Origin of the sequence: Alistipes intestinihominis (assembly GCF_040095975.1) — a bacterium.
Lineage (GTDB): Bacteria > Bacteroidota > Bacteroidia > Bacteroidales > Rikenellaceae > Alistipes > Alistipes senegalensis.
Genome location: NZ_JBBMFL010000011.1, coordinates 57,892 through 73,197, shown reverse-complemented (window position 1 = coordinate 73,197; position 15,306 = coordinate 57,892). Strand labels below are relative to the sequence as shown.

Below are 15,306 nucleotides of genomic sequence, written 5' to 3'. Positions count from 1 at the left end.
TATGAGCTTCCACCGCGCCTAAAAGAGGCTTCTAAGCCTCCCTTAGAAGGGGAGGTCGTCAACCTGTGCGGGTGAGGATGCGTAGGACGGCTCCTCGACGATGGGCGGCATGTCGGGCATCGGAGCGCTTGCCGTCTCCTGCTTGGGTTGCAGACGCCATGCGCGGATGTCGGTGTACCAGCGGCCGTTGTACTCCCGCGACTCGATGTTGACCGAGACGTTGTAGGCCGCCCCCTCTTTCAGCCGGGCTACGTCTTCGGGCTTGTTGAAGAACGTCACGCAGATCTTGCGGGTGAACGAACCCTCGTTCATCTCGAAAACCACGTCCTGACGCTGCCATTCGCCGCGCGCCGACGTTCCTTTCGTCACGGGCATTATTTTGTAAACGGTTCCTTCGAATTCCATACTGTATAAATGATATAGTTGTTTGTTTTCCGCAAAGGTAGTGATTTTTTCGGGATTTCGAGAGCCTACGAAGCGCTTTTGTTTTGCAAACTGTGCGGTTATCGTACCTCCGGCGAGACAGTCTTTCCGAAGAGTCGGCTGCGCTCGGCCTCGAAACAGATGCGGTGACTTTCGACCGAATCGGCGATGGCCGTGCGGAACCGGTGCTCCCGTCGGTTGAGCGTTTCGACGAAATCCTCGATCAGCCGGAGGTCGGCTCCGGTGTGGAAGGGCTTTCCGAGAAGTCCCGAAAAGTCGTATGCCTGCTCTTCGCCGCCTCGGAATTTGCGGACGCGGAGCGTTCGTCGTCGTCGATCTCGCCGTACGACATTCGGATGTGGGTTTCGCGCTGGTCGCCCAGCGTGAAGGCGTCTATCGAGAGGGAGATCGTGATGTCGTTTTCGCAGCAGCCGGATTTTATTTGTCCTGCTTTTTCGCGGATTGTTTCCCGTTGTTCTCGTCGTCGGCGTTTCTGAACTCTTTGATGCCGCGGCCCATTCCGCGCATCAGTTCGGGAATTTTCTTTCCTCCGAACAGCAGGAGCACGATCAGCAGGATGATGACGATCTCCATGTAGCCGATAAAGCAGGGTATGATCATATTTTAGTCTTTTGGTTCCTCGAAATATAGCGTAATTTATGGATTCCTGCCGCCGGGCCGGGAAAACCCGCCGGTTGGCGGCGGGTTTTCTTTCGGTCGGGCGGTCGTGCTACTTCGTCTTGACGGGGGCGGGCAGATCCCTGACCTTGCTGCATGGCAGTTCCTTGATTCGTATGTTGCGGAACTTGATGCCGGGGCCGTGTCCGAGCAGTCCGATGTGTCCCGAGGCGTTGAACAACCCCGGGTGGTTGCGGTGATCGACCGTGTAGGGGTTCTTCTTGCCGCCGTCGGGCGCCACGTTGTGCCCCTGGCAGGCTTCGCGGATGTCGCCGTCGAGGATCACCTCGCCGTTGACCGTCACCGTGATCCGGTCGCCCACGGCGCGGATCTCCTCGACGTTCCAGGTGCCCAGCGGCGGGAATTTCACCCGTTTGGCCGGGATGATGCCGTAGACCGATCCGTGCTGCTGGTATTCGCGCAGATTCTTGTAGATCGGGGCGTCGTGGTCAAGAATTTGGATCTCCATGCCGTGATAGGCGGCGTCCACGCCCATCGGGGTGCGGATGCCGATGCCGTTGTTGACCCCTTCCTGCACAAACTGGAACTCGAAGCGCAGGATGAAGTCGGCGTACTCCTTCTTGGTGTAAAGGTTTCCGCTGCCGCCGTACTGCGCCGTGACGTAGATCGTGCCGTCGAGGGGAACGTAGTTGGTGGTGTTTCCGGTCCATTTGTGCATCGAGGTTCCGTCGAAGAGCACTTCGAAGCCTTCTGCGGCCTCCTCGGGCGAGAGCTCGAAACGCGGCGTCGGGGGCAGCTCGCGGACGTACATTTCGCGGAAGCTGACGGGAGCCGTGCCTCCGACGAGCAGGATTTGACCCTCGGTGTAGGCGGGGATTTCACGGTTGCAGGTGTTTTCGAGAATGACGTTGTTGCATGTCGTGATGCCGTTCAGCACCACCGTCACGCGGTCGTTCACCACCCGGACCTCCATCGTGTTCCACTCTCCGGGGCGGTTGGCGGCCGCGGGAGCCGTGTTTTCGTGGAGCATGTTGCCCGTCAGCGCTCCGGCGTTCCGGCCTCCGAGGGCGATTTGCGGGATCGAGCGGATGCCGAGACTCGCCTCGCCGTCGGTTTTCCATTCGACGATCAGACTGAAATTTTCGTACTCCTTCGCCGACCCGAGCGTCGGGGCTCCCGTCGCTCCCGTGAGCACGCCGTCTGCGGCGTTCCATGTTCCGGCTGCCGCTGCGTCGGCTTCCTGCTGCGCCTTGGTCAGCGCTTTGGGTTTCATCGCCCGGCGGGCGTCGGGATCGCCGGCCACGGCTTTCCACGCTTCCGGGGCGAGTGATGCCGGAACGAACCCTTCGGCGGGAAGTTTCGCCAGCAGACCTTTGATCTCATCGACGGCGTAACCCGCATCGGCGTCGGATTTGGCCAGTTCGGCGTAGACCTCCTGCGCCTTTTTCAGAGCCGAGGCGACGATCTCTCCGCCCATGTCGGGGTTCTTCGCCGCCGCGGTCTTCACCGCCAGCGCCGCCGTTTCGGCCGTCGCGGGGTTATCCAGATATTTCATGGCGAGCACCAGCACCGGGAATTCCGGGGTTTTGGCGAGCGCCTTGAGCAGCTTGTTCTGCACCTTGGCCGAGGGGTTCAGTTCGAGGGCACGGCGGTAGAGCTGGTATTTGCGGACGCTCGTGTCGGCGGATGCCGTCACGAACTCCGTGTATCGGGCCAGCGCCGCGTCGGTCCACGCGGGATTCCGGCGGGCGAGGTCGTACAATACATCCACCATTGCGGGATTTTCGACCGTCAGCAGGGCCGCGAAGGCGGCTTCGCGGTCGTCGGCGGCCAGCAGGGCGTCGATCGCCTCTTTGCTGGCGGCCTGCGCCAGCAGGGGGTAATAGCGGGCTTTCGTGGGAGCGGAGGCGATCCGGGCCATCGTCTTTTCGTATTGGGCGGCGGGCGTCTCCCGGGCCAGCGCATTTTTCAAGCCGGCTTGCAGGGCTTTCACGTCGGCCTCCTGCGCCTTGTCCAGCAGGTCGCACAGACGTTCGAAATCTTTCGGTGAGGCGACGCCTGCCAATGCGTCGTATGCGGCGGCCCGCACGGCGGCATCGGGGGATTCCAGCAGGGCGAAGACCTTGTCTGCGGCGGTCGTTATGCGGCGCATCGCCACGAGTTTCAGGGCGTTGGCCTGCGTCCGCGGCGTGCCGTCGAGGGCGGCTGCGAAAGCGGCGTTGGGCTTGCCGTTGAAGGCTGCGAGAGCGGCCGACGCCTCCCGGGCGTGCGGTCCGTCGAGCTCGGCGACGAGGGCGTCGAGGGCTTCTTGCCCGCCGATCCGGCCGGCGGCACGGATGGCCGCGCGGGCGAGTTCCGGATCGGACGACGCGATGGCGGCGATGACCGTCCCGGCCTGCGAGGCGGCGTGGCGGCTGCCGAACCAGCTGATAACGTCGGTTTTCGCCGCGTCGTTTTTCAGCGACGGCAGTTTTCGGGCGATCGCGGTGTAGAGGTCGTCGTCGGCGAACTCCGCGGCGCAGTCGAGCGCAGCGCAGCGGTAGTTCCGGTCGGGGTCTTTCAGGGCGCCAAGCACCTCTTGCGTCCGTTTTTTGGCATCCGCACGCAGGGCGATTTCCAATCCTGCGATCCGTATGTTCTGCGGCATGCCGGCTTTCCGCAGAGCTTTGGCCGCAGCGAGAGCCTTGGCGCTCCCCTCGGCGGCGAGGCGTGCGAGCAGACTTACGTAGGCGCCTGCGGCATCGCTTTCCGTGAACGTGTATCCGGCGGCCTTGGCTGCCGCGGCGAGGGTTGCGAGCGATGCTTCGCCGCCGCATCTCGCCAGCGCGTTGTAAACGGCCTCCTTCGTCGCGTCGTCGGCCGCGGGGTCTGCGGCCCATTTCAGCAGCGCGGGTTCGGCGGCCGCAAGGCGTTTTTCCGCGGCGGCATAGGCCAGCAGGGCTTGCGGGGCCGGGCTTTGCTCGATCAGAGCGAGTATCGCTCCGTCGGTTCCGGGCGTGGAGATCAGTCCGCGCACGGCGTAGTCCGCGAGGTATTTGTCAGCGGCGTATTTCACGAATACGGGGGCTTCGGCGGCCGTCGCGCAGAGTTGCAGTTGCGAGAGCAGGAATGCCTGATTGGGCTTGTCTGTACAGGCTTCCACGGCCGCGACGAGTCCTGCGCGGACCTCGCGGGCGAGTTCCTCGCGGCCTGCGGCGGTCGCGTAGCTCACCACGCCGTTGATGGCGTACTCCACGGCGGCGTTCTTGCCCTCGGCGGCGGGGACGAGCATTCCGGCCATCATCCGGATTCCTTCGGCTCCGGTCGCGGCCAGCTCCTGCATGACGGCGTCGAACGCCTTGGGGTTCTGCGCCGGAAGCTGGTTCAGTCCGTCCGCCACGATTGTCGCGGCGGTGCGCTGGCGTGCATCCTGCGCCCCGGCGGCGAACGGCACGAGGGTCAGCAGGAGTATTGCAAGTATCTTTTTCATCGTTATCTCAGGTTTGCAGGGTTGGGTCAGATTTTCCACGGCGTGCGCATCGGCTGGTCGATCAGCCGGTTGGCGGCATCGTCGCCGACGAACAGCTGCTTGTCGGGATCGAAATGCAGCGTGCGGTTGAGCCTCAGTGCGCAGGCCCCGAGGTTCACGAGCGTCGAACTGCGGTGTCCCTTGATCTCGTCGAGGGCGAAGCGCTCGCGGGTGCGGACGCACCGGAGGAAATCGGTGTTCTGCGGCTCGGGGTCGGGCATCTCGGAGATCTTCTCCATGACGTTCGGGATCGTGCACTCGAATCCCTGGTAGACCTTGCCCAGCGGCCCTTCGATGTAGGGCACCTTGCCTTTGCTCTCGAAGCCTTCGCCCTCGAGGACGATCTGGCAGCCGTCCGCATAGGTGTAGACGATCCGGTGCCAGATGCCCACGGCGTCGGGATGCTGCTGCGGAGCATCGACCTCGACCTTCACGGGCGAGGTGTCGTCCTTGCCCAGCAGGTACTGCACGGGGTCCATGTAATGCTGTCCCATGTCCGTCAGGCCGCCGCCGTCGTAGTCCCAGTAGCCGCGGAACGTGGCGTGCACGCGGTGTTTGTTGTAGGGCTTCCAGGGCGCCGGTCCGAGCCACATGTCGTAATCCAGTTCCGCCGGAACGGGCTGCGGCGTGAGGTTCTCCTTTCCCACCCAGAAGAATTTCCAGGCGAAACCCGTGGCTCCGGAGATGGTCACCTTGAGGGGCCATCCCAGCAGGCCGCTGTCTACGAGCTTTTTCAGCGGTTCGACCGTCGTTCCCAGCCCGTAGAAGGTGTCCTTGAAGCGGAACCAGGTGTTCAGCCGGAAGATGCGGCCGTTCCGTTTGACGGCCTCCACCACGCGCTTGCCCTCGCCGATGGTGCGCGTCATCGGCTTCTCGCACCAGATGTCCTTGCCCGCCTTGGCCGCTTCGACGGCCATCAGCCCGTGCCAGTGGGGCGGGGTGGCGATGTGCACGATGTCTACGTTGGGGTCGGTGATCAGGTCGCGGTAGTCGTGATAGGCTTCGAGCTTTTGGCCGAACTTCTTGCGGCCCAGCGCCACGGCGCTGTCGAGGTGGTTCCGGTCAACGTCGCAGACCGCCACCAGCCGGCAGGCGTCGTTCGACGTGAAGTGGTAGCTGCTCTTGCCGATGCCGCCCACGCCGATGATGCCTTTGGTGAGCTGGTCGTTCGGGGCGACGAATTTCGGGCCTCCGAGCACGCTGCGCGGCACGACGGTCAGCAGCGTCATGCTGCCCAGCGTTTTGAGGAAATCTCTGCGGGAACTCATTTTCTTCAGGTTGTTTTGGATTTATAAGGTCGTGAGCCGGAGGTTGCGCCAGAGGACTTTGATGCCTCCGCCGTCGTGGATTTGCAGGGCGATGCGTCCCTGTGCGGCGCCGATCTTCGCATCGGTGATGTCGGCCATCGCCTCGCCGTTGAGCCACGTTTGCACGCGGTCGCCTTGTACCCGCAGGCGCAGCGTGTTCCACTCGCCCTCCTTGAGCGCCGACTCCTTCTCGTCGGGAATCTGCACCAGCCATCCGCGGCCGTAGGATTCGTAGATGCCCGCCGTGTCGTGCCCCTTGGGAGCCACCTCGCACTGCCAGCCGTGGACCTTCACGGGCGGCTCGACGAACGAACGGAAGAAGACGCCCGAATTGCCGTTCGCCAGCTGTTTGAACTCCACCGTGAGGTCGAAATCGTCGTAATACTCCCGCGTGGCGAGGTAGCCGTACTGCTTGTCGGGGCCGCTCTCGCAGACGAGGTTGCCCTCTTTGTCCACGTACCATTTCTCGGTGCCGTAAGCCTCCCAGCCCGTGAGGTCCCTGCCGTTGAAAAGTTCGACCTCCCGGCCGGCCTTGCGCGGCAGCTCCTTGATCTTCAGATTGCGGAACGAGGCGGGGTAGCCGTGGTCTTGCAGACAGATGACGCCTCGCTGTGCCAGGCCGTATTCGGGAGCCGTCTCCCATTTGCCGCTGTTCTTGCGTGCGAACCAGTCGTCGGTCCAGGCGTCGAATTCGAGGATTTTACGACCGTTGAGCCAATGCTCGACATGGCCGTTGTCGCAGACGATGCGCGACGTGTTCCACTCGCCCTGCGGATTGACGACGAGCGAATCGGGGTTCGGGAGGTGCATGGCGTAGTCCACGCCCAGCCGTTGCCACGGTTCGAGTTTCGTCGGGGCGTTCTGCGCCTCCCAGCCGTCGTTGTCGATCAGCTGATATTCGGGTCCGGTGACGTAGGGAACCGCGAAATAGGGGTTTTCGACCACATGGTAGAGCATGCCGCTGTTGCCGCCCGGGGAGAGTTTCCAGTCCCAGTCGAGAATGAAGTTTTCATACTGTTTTTTGGTGACGATGTATCCCGAAAGGTCGCTGCCGTCGCCCGCGGCCTGAATGCAGCCGTCCACGACATGCCACGGCTGCGTGAGCGAATCGCCGTTGAAGTCTTTCCATTGGTCGAGCGTCTTGCCGTCGAAGAGCAGTTGCCAGCCGTCGGCGATTTCGGCTTCGGTGAGGGTGTTGTGACGGGGCCCGCACGAGCAGAGGCAGGCCGCGATGATCCCTGATCCGGCCAGCGTGCGGAGCAGATTTCGGAATGAGTTTCGTTTCATAAGGTGTAGGTTTAGGCAGTTTTTGGGGTTATTGTCAATCTTAACCGGGTAAGTTAAACTTTCACTTTTTTCGGGGTCTGTTTCACAAATGTAACTTTTTTTGTGGGGTTTGCAGCCTGAAATGACGAAAAAATATCGGATCGGGTCGAAAAAAGCGCCGCAGCGTGCTTTTTCAGCACGCTGCGGCGTTGCGCTCTGCGGTCCGGATTTCCGGACCGGTCGGGGATCAGGAGTGGCGGCGTGCCAGCTCCTTTTCGAGATCGGCGATCGAACAACCCGTGGCTTCGAGCAACACGAGCAGGTGGTAGATGAGGTCCGAAGCTTCGTAGATCATCGCCTCGCGGTTTTGGGCCACGGCCTCGATGACGGTTTCCACGGCCTCTTCGCCGACCTTCTGCGCGATCTTGTTCACGCCCCGGTTGAAGAGCTTCGAGGTGTAGGAACCTTCGGGCATCTCGGCGTGGCGCCCCTGGATGACGCTTTGCAGGTAGCGGATGAAGCCCTCGGTCTCGGGAACGGCCTCCCCGAAGCAGGTTTTCGAACCCGTGTGGCAGGTCGGGCCGTGGGGGATGACGCGCACGAGCAGCGTGTCGTTGTCGCAGTCGGCGGCGACGGATACGATGTCGAGCCAATTGCCGCTGGTCTCGCCCTTGGTCCAGAGGCACTGGCGCGAGCGGCTGTAAAAGGTGACGCGCCCTTCGGCGAGGCTCTTGTTGTAAGCCTCTTCGTTCATGTAGCCCAGCATGAGCACTTGCAGGGTCCGGGCGTCTTGGATGACGGCGGGGACGAGCCCGCCGGGGAGTTTCGCGGCGTCGAGCGCCGAGAACGGTTTTGCTTCGATTTTCATAGCGGTTTTATAATCTGACGTTTATGTTGCGTTCGTTCAAAGCCCGTTTCAGCACGGGGATCGGAATTTCGTTGTAGTGGAAGATACTGGCGGCCAATGCCGCGTCGGCGCGGCCGAGGGTCAGCACGTCGGCGATGTGGTCCACCGTGCCGGCGCCGCCCGAGGCGATGATCGGGACGGGCAGTTCGGCCAGCCGCGCGAAGGTGTCGCACGGATAGCCGTTCTTCGTGCCGTCGTGGTCCATCGAGGTGAAGAGGATCTCGCCCGCACCGCGGTCGGCGGCCTCGCGGGCCCATGCGAAGAGTTCGCGGTCGGTGGGGCGTTTGCCGCCGTGGGTCGTTACGACCCAGCGGCCCTCGACCGTCCGGGCGTCGATCGCCGCCACGACGAACTGCGAACCGTATTTGGCCGCGATGGCGTCGATCAGCGCGGGATCGGCCACGGCGGCGCTGTTGAGCGTGACCTTGTCGGCCCCGGCGTCGAGGAGCCGCCCGGCATCATCGACCGACGAGATGCCGCCCCCGACGGTGAAGGGGATGTCGATGCGCGCGGCGATGCGCGAAACCAGCTCGGTGAAGGTCCGACGGCCCTCCTCCGAGGCGCTGATGTCGAGGTAGACCAGTTCGTCGGCCCCCTCGGCGGCGTATTTCGCGCCGAGTTCCACGGGGTCGCCGACCTGTTTGAGCCCCACGAAGTTGATCCCCTTGACGGTCTGGCCGTCGCGGATGTCGAGGCAGGGGATTATGCGTTTCGCAAGCATCGTTCGAGTTCTTTGAGGGTGATGCGCCCTTCGTAGAGGGCTTTGCCGACGATGACGCTCCGCAGGCCCTGCCGGTCGAGCTCCCCGATGTCGTCCATGCCCGAGATACCGCCGCTGACGGTGATCTCCACGGCCGGGAAGCGGCTTTGCAACTCGGCGTAGAAGGCCGCCGAGGGGCCGCACAGCATGCCGTCGCGCGAAATGTCGGTGCAGATGACCTGCGCAAGCCCCTGCGGAAGGAAGCGCCCGATCAGTTCGGGAGCCGTGAGCGCCGAACTTTCCAGCCAGCCCTGGATGGCCACCGCGCCGTCGCGGATGTCGGCCCCGAGGATCAGTCGTTCGGGCCCGAACTCCGTGAGCCATTCGGCGAAGCGTTCGGGTTCGCGGACGGCGAGGCTGCCGCAGATGGCGCGGCCGGCTCCGGCGTCGAAGACGCTGCGCAGCGCCTCGCGGCTCTTGATGCCGCCGCCGTACTGCACTTCGAGCCCCGTCCGCGTCGCCACGCGCTCCAGCACCGCGAGGTTGCGGGGTTCGGAGGCTTTGGCGCCGTCGAGATCGACCATGTGCAGGCGGCGGATGCCCGCCTCCTCGAAGCGCAGGGCCGCTTCGAGCGGGTCGCGGTAGTAGGTTTTCCGGCTGGCGTAGTCGCCCTGCGTCAGGCGCACGCACTGGCCGTCGATGATGTCCGTTGCCGGTATGATTTCGATCATGGTGTCAGAGGTTTAGGAAATTCTGTAAGATCAGCGCGCCCGCCCGCCCGCTCTTTTCGGGGTGGAACTGCGTGCCGAAGAAGTTGCCGCGGCCGAGCGCCGCGCTGAACGGAACTCCGTAGCGGGTCGTGGCGACGGTCGCCGCGCACGGTTCCGCCGCGAAGGAGTGGACGTAATACACATAGGTGTCTTCGGCCATGCCGTCGAACAGCGGGGTGCGGAGCTCCGAGATCGTGTCCCAGCCCACGTGGGGGACTTTGAGCCGCTCGCCCGCGGCGGTGAGCGTCGGAAGCCGCCGGACCCGCGTCGGGAAGATGCCCATGCAGCGGGCGTCGCCCTCCTCGCTCGACAGGCACATCAGCTGCATGCCGATGCAGATGCCCAGCACGGGTTGCGTGAGCGTGGGGATCACGGTGTCGAGACCCCGTTCGCGGAGTTTCGCCATCGCGGACGAAGCCTCCCCGACCCCCGGCAGGATCACCCGGTCGGCGCGGCGCAGCAGCGCGGGGTCGGCCGTGAGGATGAATTCGGCCCCGGCGCGGTGCAGGGCGTCGGCAACCGACCGCAGGTTGCCCGTATCGTAATCGACTACCGCTATCATAGGACTCCTTTGCTGCTGGGAATGTCGTATCCGAAGCCCTGCCGGCCGACGGCCATGCGCAGGGCGCGGGCGAAGGCTTTGAAGATGGCTTCGGCCTTGTGGTGGTCGTTGTCGCCGCGGGCCGAGATCTGGAGGTTGCACCGTGCGGCGCACGCGAGCGAGTGGAAGAAGTGGCGGAACATCTCCGTCGGAACGTCGCCGACCCGCTCGCGGCGGAATTCGGCGTCCCATTCGAAGTCGATGCGGCCCCCGAAGTCGAGGAGCACCAGCGCCCGGCAGTCGTCCATCGGCAGGGCGAAGCCGTAGCGGGCGATTCCGGCCTTCGTGCCCAGCGCGCGGTCGATGGCCTCGCCCAGAGTGATGGCCACATCCTCCATCGTGTGGTGTTCGTCGATGTCGAGGTCGCCCCGGGCATCCACGGCCAGCGATACGCCGCCGTGGTGGGCGATCTGCGCGAGCATGTGGTCGAGGAAGCGCAGGCCCGTGGAGATCTCGCCGTTGAAGTCGCCGCGGCCGTCGAGGTCGAGGCGGACGGTGATCTGCGTTTCGCGGGTCTCGCGCCGGACCTCCACCCGGCGTTCGCCGCGGCGGATGAACTCGGCGATCTCGGCCCACGAGTCGGTGACCAGCGCGCAGGCGTCGGCGGCCCCGGCTTCGTCGAGCATCCGGAGCCCCTCGGCGGCGGGCGCCAGCAGGATGCCCCGGGCCCCGAGGTTGCGGGCCAGCAGGATGTCGGTCACACGGTCGCCGATGACGTAACTCGCCGCGAGGTCGTATTCGCCGCCCGTGTAGCGGCCGAACATCCCGGTTCCGGGCTTGCGCGTGGGGGCGTTGTCGTGCGGGAAGGTGCGGTCGATCAGCTGGTCGTCGAACGCGACGCCCTCGCCCCGTAGCGTCGAGAGCATCTTTTCGTGCGCCGGCCAGAAGGTCTCCTCGGGAAAGGACGCGGTGCCCAGTCCGTCCTGGTTGGTGGCCAGCACGAGGTCGAACCCGAGGCCCGTGAGGGCTTTCAGCGCGGAGATGGCTCCGGGCACGAAGGCGAGTTTTTCGAGGCTGTCGATCTGTTCGTCCGCGGGTTCGGCGATGACGGTGCCGTCGCGGTCGATGAAGAGGGCTTTTTTCATAGGGTGAAATTTTTGACGGTTTCCAGCATCCGGACATTCTCCTCGGGCGTCCCGACGGTGATGCGCAGGCACCCTTCGCACCCCGGGATGCGCGAGCGGTTGCGGACGATGACTCCCGCGGCGATCAGTGCGTCGTAAAGGCGGTCGGGATCGGGGGTGCGGACCAGCACGAAATTGGCCTCCGAGGGGTAGACCCGCTCGATGGCGGGGCATGCCGCGAGGGCCCGGGCGATGGCGTCGCGCTCGGCGCGGAGCTGCGCCACCTGCCCTGCGATGTCGAATGAGAGCCGTTCGGCGACGGCGGCCTGCGCCAGGCAGTTGATGTTGTAGGGATATTTCACGCGGGCGAAGAGCTCTGCGACGGGGGCCGACGCGAAGGCCAGCCCGAGGCGCAGCCCCGCCATGCCCCACGCTTTGGAGAGGGTTTGCAGGACGATGAGGTTCTCGAACTCGTCGAGCCGCGCGAGGAATCCCGGACCGGAGGCGAAGTCGATGTAGGCTTCGTCGAGCACGACCATGCCGTCGAAACGGCGGATGAGCCGTTCGATGTCGGCCGCCGGGAAGGCGTTGCCCGTGGGGTTGTTCGGCGAACAGAGCCACAGCAGTTTGGTGCGTTCGTCGGCCGCGGCCAGCAGCGCTTCGACCGGGAGCGAGAACTCTTCGCCGAGGGGCACCTCGCGCATCTCGATGTCGTTGATGTCGGCGGCGACGCGGTACATGCCGTAGGTCGGGGCGATCGAAACGGCGTTGTCTGTGCCCGGGCGGCAGAAGATGCGGTAGGCGAGGTCGATGGCCTCGTCGCTGCCGTTGCCGATGAAGACCTGCTCTTCGCGCACGCCTTTCAGCGCGGCGATGCGCCGTTTCAGCTCCTTCTGGTGCGGGTCGGGGTAGCGGTTGACGCCGTTTTCGTAGGGGTTTTCGTTGGCGTCGAGCCACGTCGTGATCTCCCCGCCGGCGTATTCGTCGCGGGCCGTGGAGTAGGGTTTCAGCGCCCGGATGTTGGGGCGCACGAGTTGTTCGAGGGTCTTCATGGGCGCTCTTTTTTCAGACGGACGCGGACTGCGGCGGCGTGCGCCCCGAGCCCTTCGGCCTCGGCCATGGCGACGATCGCCGGGGAGAGGGCCGAAAGCCCGTCGCGGGTGAGTTCCTGATAGGTGATCTTGCGCAGGAACGAATCGGTGTTCACGCCGCTGTAAGCCCGCGCCCAGCCGCCCGTGGGCAGCGTGTGGTTGGTGCCCGAGGCGTAGTCGCCGGCGCTCTCGGGCGACCACGGCCCGATGAAGACGCTGCCGGCGGCGGTGATCTGCGCCGCGGCCTCCCAGGCGTCGCGCATCGAGACGATCAGGTGCTCGGGAGCGTAGGCGTTGGCGAAGGCGATCATCTTCTCGCGGCTGTCGAGCACCACGATGCGGCTCTGGCGGAGCGCTTCGCGGATGGTGTCGCCGCGCTGAAGCTGTTGCAACTGCTCTTCGACGGCGCGCCGGGTGTCGCGGGCGAAACGTTCCGAGGCGCAGACCAACACCGCCTGGCTGTCGCCTCCGTGTTCGGCCTGCGAGAGGAGGTCGGCGGCGGCGAAGTCGGGCGACGCTTCGTCGTCGGCCAGCACGAGCACCTCCGAGGGGCCCGCCGGGAGATCGACGGCCACGTCGTTGGCGCCGACCAACTGTTTGGCTTTGGTGACGTAGCGGTTGCCGGGACCGAAAATCTTGTCCACGCGCGGGATGCTTTCGGTACCGTAGGCCAGGGCCGCCACGGCCTGCGCGCCGCCCACGGCGTAGACGCGGTCCACGCCGCAGAGGTCGGCGGCATAGAGGATTTCGGGGGCTATGGTGCCGTCGGGACGCGCGGGGGTGCAGAGCACGACCTCCGGGCATCCGGCGACGCGGGCCGGAACGGCCAGCATCAGCACCGTGGAGAATAGCGGGGCCTTGCCGCCGGGGATGTAGAGCCCCACGCGGCGGATGGGCAGCGCGCGCTGGACGCACCGCACGCCCGGCATCGGTTCGACGCTGACCTCGGGGGGCAGCTGGGCGCGGTGGAAGGCTTCGATATTGGCCTTGGCGGTGTCGAGGGCCTCCTTCAGCGCTTCGGGAATGAGCGCTGCGGCCGCGCGGCGGACATCGGCGGGGACTTCGAACGTTTCGCAGTCGCGCCCCTCGATGCGGCGGGTGATGTCGCGCAGGGCCCGGTCGCCGCCGGTGCGCACCTCGTCGAGAATCGAGGCCACCTGACGGGTGATCTCCTCCTCCCGGCGCGTGCAGCGTTCGGTGAGGGCCGCCCACTCGGAGCGTTCGGGGTTGGGGTAGATGTTGAGGATTTCCATATCGGGTTCGGATTTTCAGCGGATCATGTTTTCGAGGGCCAGGATCAGGATGCCTTCGGCTCCGATCTCTTTGAGACGTTCGATGCGCTCCCAGAGCTGCTCCTGGGCGATCACGGCGTGGATCGAGCACCATCCCTCCTGCGCCAGCGGCAGCACCGTCGGGCTGCGCATGCCGGGGAGAATGCGGATGGCGTCGTCGAGCCGCTCCTTCGGGAGGTTCATCAGCACGTATTTCATTCCGCGGCTGTCGAGGATCGAGTTGAAACGGAACGTCAGCTGCTTCATCTCGCGGCGTTTGTCGCTGTCGAGTCCGGGGCAGGCGATGAGCACCGCCTCGGAGAAGAAGACCTTTTCGACCTCCGTGAGCCCGTTCGAGATGAGCGTGCCGCCCGAGGAAACGATGTCGAAGATGGCGTCGGCCATGCCCACGGCCGGGGCGATCTCCACGGAACCCTCGATGGTGTGGATTTCGGCCTGGATGCCGCGCTCGACGAAGTAGCGGGCGAGGATGTTGGGGTAGGAGGTGGCGACGCGCTTGCCGCAGAAGAAGTCGGGACCTTCGTAGGTTGTCGTCTTGGGCACGGCCAGCGAGATGCGGCAGCCCCCGAACCCGAGGTCCATGACCTGTTCGACGGTGAAGCCCTTCTCGGCGACCTCGTTCAGCCCCACGATGCCCACATCGGCGACGCCCATGGCCACGGCCTGCGGGATGTCGTCGTCGCGCAGGTAGAGGACTTCCAGCGGGAATCCCTCGGCGCGGGAGATGAGTTTGCGTTTGCTCTCGGCAACGCGGATGCCTGCTTCGGAAAGCAGTTCGATGCTCTGTTCGTTCAGTCGGCCCTTGGCCTGGATGGCTATTCTCAGCATATTCGGTGTGTGTTGATTGTTTTCGTTTCGGACACCCACCTGCGGCCCGGCATATGAAAAAGCCCACCCGCAGGGGGTGAGCTTCATATAATTGCGTTGTTTCACATATACATGATCGACCTACCCCTCGGTAAAGCGGTGATGGTGATGATGGATATGGTTGAAAGTCGTCATTGTCGTTCTCTTCGGATGCAAATATAGCGATTCCATTCGGAAAAACCAAAATTCGGACCGTTTTTTTGACAGGCAGCCGCCGTACCTAAATATATATTGAAAATTTTCAGTATATTTACCGCGGACTTGCCGCTGTGGTTAGGGCGGCTCGGATTTACCCAAACAAACGATACGACCATGTGTGACGATCCTATTCAATTGATCGCAACCCGTCTGCGCGGGCTGCGCGAAGTGCTCGAACTGTCGGAGCAGGAGGTGGCCGAAAGCTGCCATCTGACCCTCGAACAATACCGGGCCATGGAGAGCGGGCGGACCGACTTTTCGGTCAACGTGCTGCAAACCATATCCCGCCATTACGGGATCAGCCTCGACGCGCTGATGTTCGGCGAGGAGCCCCGGATGAACTCCTATTTCATCACCCGCGCCGGAAAGGGCGTGGCGGTGGAGCGCCGCGAGGCGTACCGCTACGAGGCGCTGGCCTCGGGATTCCGCGGCCGGAAGATCGACCCCTTCATCGTGACGGTGGAGCCGGCTCCGGCCGACGCCCCGATGCACCTGAACTCCCACGACGGGCAGGAGATGAACTACGTGCTGGAGGGGCGCCTGCTGATCAGCCTGAACGGCCGGGAGTTCGAGCTCGAACCGGGCGACAGCCTCTATTTCGACTCGGCGCAGCCCCACGGAATGAAAGCCCTCGACGGAAAAACGGTCCGTTTCCTGGCCATAATCATGTAAA

General features: G+C 64.3%; 14 protein-coding genes. 1 reads left to right on the top strand and 13 read right to left on the bottom strand.

What is annotated here, in order from left to right:
- Window positions 1-42 precede the first annotated feature (42 nt).
- The 13 genes from WMO46_RS10165 to hisG all read right to left on the bottom strand — a co-directional run bounded on the left by WMO46_RS10165 (window position 43) and on the right by hisG (window position 14,396).
- On the bottom strand, window positions 43-405 hold the full coding sequence (locus tag WMO46_RS10165) for a DUF3127 domain-containing protein (protein WP_129650673.1): 363 nt from the start codon (window positions 403-405) through the stop codon (window positions 43-45).
- A gap of 456 nt (window positions 406-861) precedes the next feature.
- Complete coding sequence (locus WMO46_RS10160) at window positions 862-1,044, bottom strand: Sec-independent protein translocase subunit TatA/TatB (RefSeq protein WP_129650672.1); 183 nt, start codon at window positions 1,042-1,044, stop codon at window positions 862-864.
- A gap of 109 nt (window positions 1,045-1,153) precedes the next feature.
- Window positions 1,154-4,531 carry a 3-keto-disaccharide hydrolase gene (locus tag WMO46_RS10155; RefSeq protein WP_349094297.1) on the bottom strand — a complete coding sequence of 1,126 codons (3,378 nt, stop codon included), beginning with the start codon at window positions 4,529-4,531 and terminating at the stop codon, window positions 1,154-1,156.
- A 26-nt stretch (window positions 4,532-4,557) separates the two neighbouring features.
- Complete coding sequence (locus WMO46_RS10150; RefSeq protein WP_278964900.1) at window positions 4,558-5,838, bottom strand: Gfo/Idh/MocA family oxidoreductase; 1,281 nt, start codon at window positions 5,836-5,838, stop codon at window positions 4,558-4,560.
- 21 nt (window positions 5,839-5,859) lie between these two features.
- A complete protein-coding gene (locus WMO46_RS10145) occupies window positions 5,860-7,164 on the bottom strand; it encodes a 3-keto-disaccharide hydrolase (protein ID WP_196017945.1) in 1,305 nt (434 codons plus the stop codon).
- A gap of 226 nt (window positions 7,165-7,390) precedes the next feature.
- Window positions 7,391-8,011, bottom strand: a complete 621-nt coding sequence (gene hisIE, locus WMO46_RS10140; protein WP_019149393.1) for a bifunctional phosphoribosyl-AMP cyclohydrolase/phosphoribosyl-ATP diphosphatase HisIE — start codon at window positions 8,009-8,011, stop codon at window positions 7,391-7,393.
- Between the two features lie 7 nt (window positions 8,012-8,018).
- Window positions 8,019-8,771 (bottom strand): imidazole glycerol phosphate synthase subunit HisF, encoded by a 753-nt coding sequence (hisF, locus tag WMO46_RS10135; RefSeq protein ID WP_129650668.1) that lies wholly within the window; start codon window positions 8,769-8,771, stop codon window positions 8,019-8,021.
- Window positions 8,753-9,481 carry a 1-(5-phosphoribosyl)-5-[(5-phosphoribosylamino)methylideneamino]imidazole-4-carboxamide isomerase gene (hisA, locus tag WMO46_RS10130; RefSeq protein WP_129650667.1) on the bottom strand — a complete coding sequence of 243 codons (729 nt, stop codon included), beginning with the start codon at window positions 9,479-9,481 and terminating at the stop codon, window positions 8,753-8,755. Before hisA ends, hisF begins: the two co-directional genes overlap by 19 nt.
- A 4-nt stretch (window positions 9,482-9,485) precedes the next feature.
- Complete coding sequence (gene hisH, locus WMO46_RS10125; protein ID WP_129650666.1) at window positions 9,486-10,082, bottom strand: imidazole glycerol phosphate synthase subunit HisH; 597 nt, start codon at window positions 10,080-10,082, stop codon at window positions 9,486-9,488.
- Window positions 10,079-11,206, bottom strand: coding sequence for a bifunctional histidinol-phosphatase/imidazoleglycerol-phosphate dehydratase HisB (hisB, locus tag WMO46_RS10120; protein WP_019149397.1), 1,128 nt, complete (start codon window positions 11,204-11,206; stop codon window positions 10,079-10,081). Before hisB ends, hisH begins: the two co-directional genes overlap by 4 nt.
- A complete protein-coding gene (hisC, locus tag WMO46_RS10115; protein ID WP_302589174.1) occupies window positions 11,203-12,237 on the bottom strand; it encodes a histidinol-phosphate transaminase in 1,035 nt (344 codons plus the stop codon). Before hisC ends, hisB begins: the two co-directional genes overlap by 4 nt.
- Window positions 12,234-13,529, bottom strand: coding sequence for a histidinol dehydrogenase (hisD, locus tag WMO46_RS10110; RefSeq protein ID WP_349094296.1), 1,296 nt, complete (start codon window positions 13,527-13,529; stop codon window positions 12,234-12,236). The genes hisC and hisD overlap by 4 nt, the downstream gene beginning before the upstream one ends.
- Before the next feature lie 15 nt (window positions 13,530-13,544).
- Complete coding sequence (hisG, locus tag WMO46_RS10105; RefSeq protein WP_349094295.1) at window positions 13,545-14,396, bottom strand: ATP phosphoribosyltransferase; 852 nt, start codon at window positions 14,394-14,396, stop codon at window positions 13,545-13,547.
- A gap of 351 nt (window positions 14,397-14,747) precedes the next feature.
- On the opposite strand from hisG, the gene WMO46_RS10100 reads away from it, so the two are divergent.
- Window positions 14,748-15,305 (top strand): helix-turn-helix domain-containing protein, encoded by a 558-nt coding sequence (locus WMO46_RS10100; protein WP_349094294.1) that lies wholly within the window; start codon window positions 14,748-14,750, stop codon window positions 15,303-15,305.
- Window position 15,306 lies beyond the last annotated feature (1 nt).

Bases quoted from the DNA above. Each gene is read 5' to 3' on its own strand.
- WMO46_RS10165 (WP_129650673.1), bottom strand. From the start codon at position 405: ATGGAATTCGAAGGAACCGTTTACAAAATAATGCCCGTGACGAAAGGA.
- WMO46_RS10160 (WP_129650672.1), bottom strand. From the start codon at position 1,044: ATGATCATACCCTGCTTTATCGGCTACATGGAGATCGTCATCATCCTG.
- WMO46_RS10155 (WP_349094297.1), bottom strand. From the start codon at position 4,531: ATGAAAAAGATACTTGCAATACTCCTGCTGACCCTCGTGCCGTTCGCC.
- WMO46_RS10150 (WP_278964900.1), bottom strand. From the start codon at position 5,838: ATGAGTTCCCGCAGAGATTTCCTCAAAACGCTGGGCAGCATGACGCTG.
- WMO46_RS10145 (WP_196017945.1), bottom strand. From the start codon at position 7,164: ATGAAACGAAACTCATTCCGAAATCTGCTCCGCACGCTGGCCGGATCA.
- hisIE (WP_019149393.1), bottom strand. From the start codon at position 8,011: ATGAAAATCGAAGCAAAACCGTTCTCGGCGCTCGACGCCGCGAAACTC.
- hisF (WP_129650668.1), bottom strand. From the start codon at position 8,771: ATGCTTGCGAAACGCATAATCCCCTGCCTCGACATCCGCGACGGCCAG.
- hisA (WP_129650667.1), bottom strand. From the start codon at position 9,481: ATGATCGAAATCATACCGGCAACGGACATCATCGACGGCCAGTGCGTG.
- hisH (WP_129650666.1), bottom strand. From the start codon at position 10,082: ATGATAGCGGTAGTCGATTACGATACGGGCAACCTGCGGTCGGTTGCC.
- hisB (WP_019149397.1), bottom strand. From the start codon at position 11,206: ATGAAAAAAGCCCTCTTCATCGACCGCGACGGCACCGTCATCGCCGAA.
- hisC (WP_302589174.1), bottom strand. From the start codon at position 12,237: ATGAAGACCCTCGAACAACTCGTGCGCCCCAACATCCGGGCGCTGAAA.
- hisD (WP_349094296.1), bottom strand. From the start codon at position 13,529: ATGGAAATCCTCAACATCTACCCCAACCCCGAACGCTCCGAGTGGGCG.
- hisG (WP_349094295.1), bottom strand. From the start codon at position 14,396: ATGCTGAGAATAGCCATCCAGGCCAAGGGCCGACTGAACGAACAGAGC.
- WMO46_RS10100 (WP_349094294.1), top strand. From the start codon at position 14,748: ATGTGTGACGATCCTATTCAATTGATCGCAACCCGTCTGCGCGGGCTG.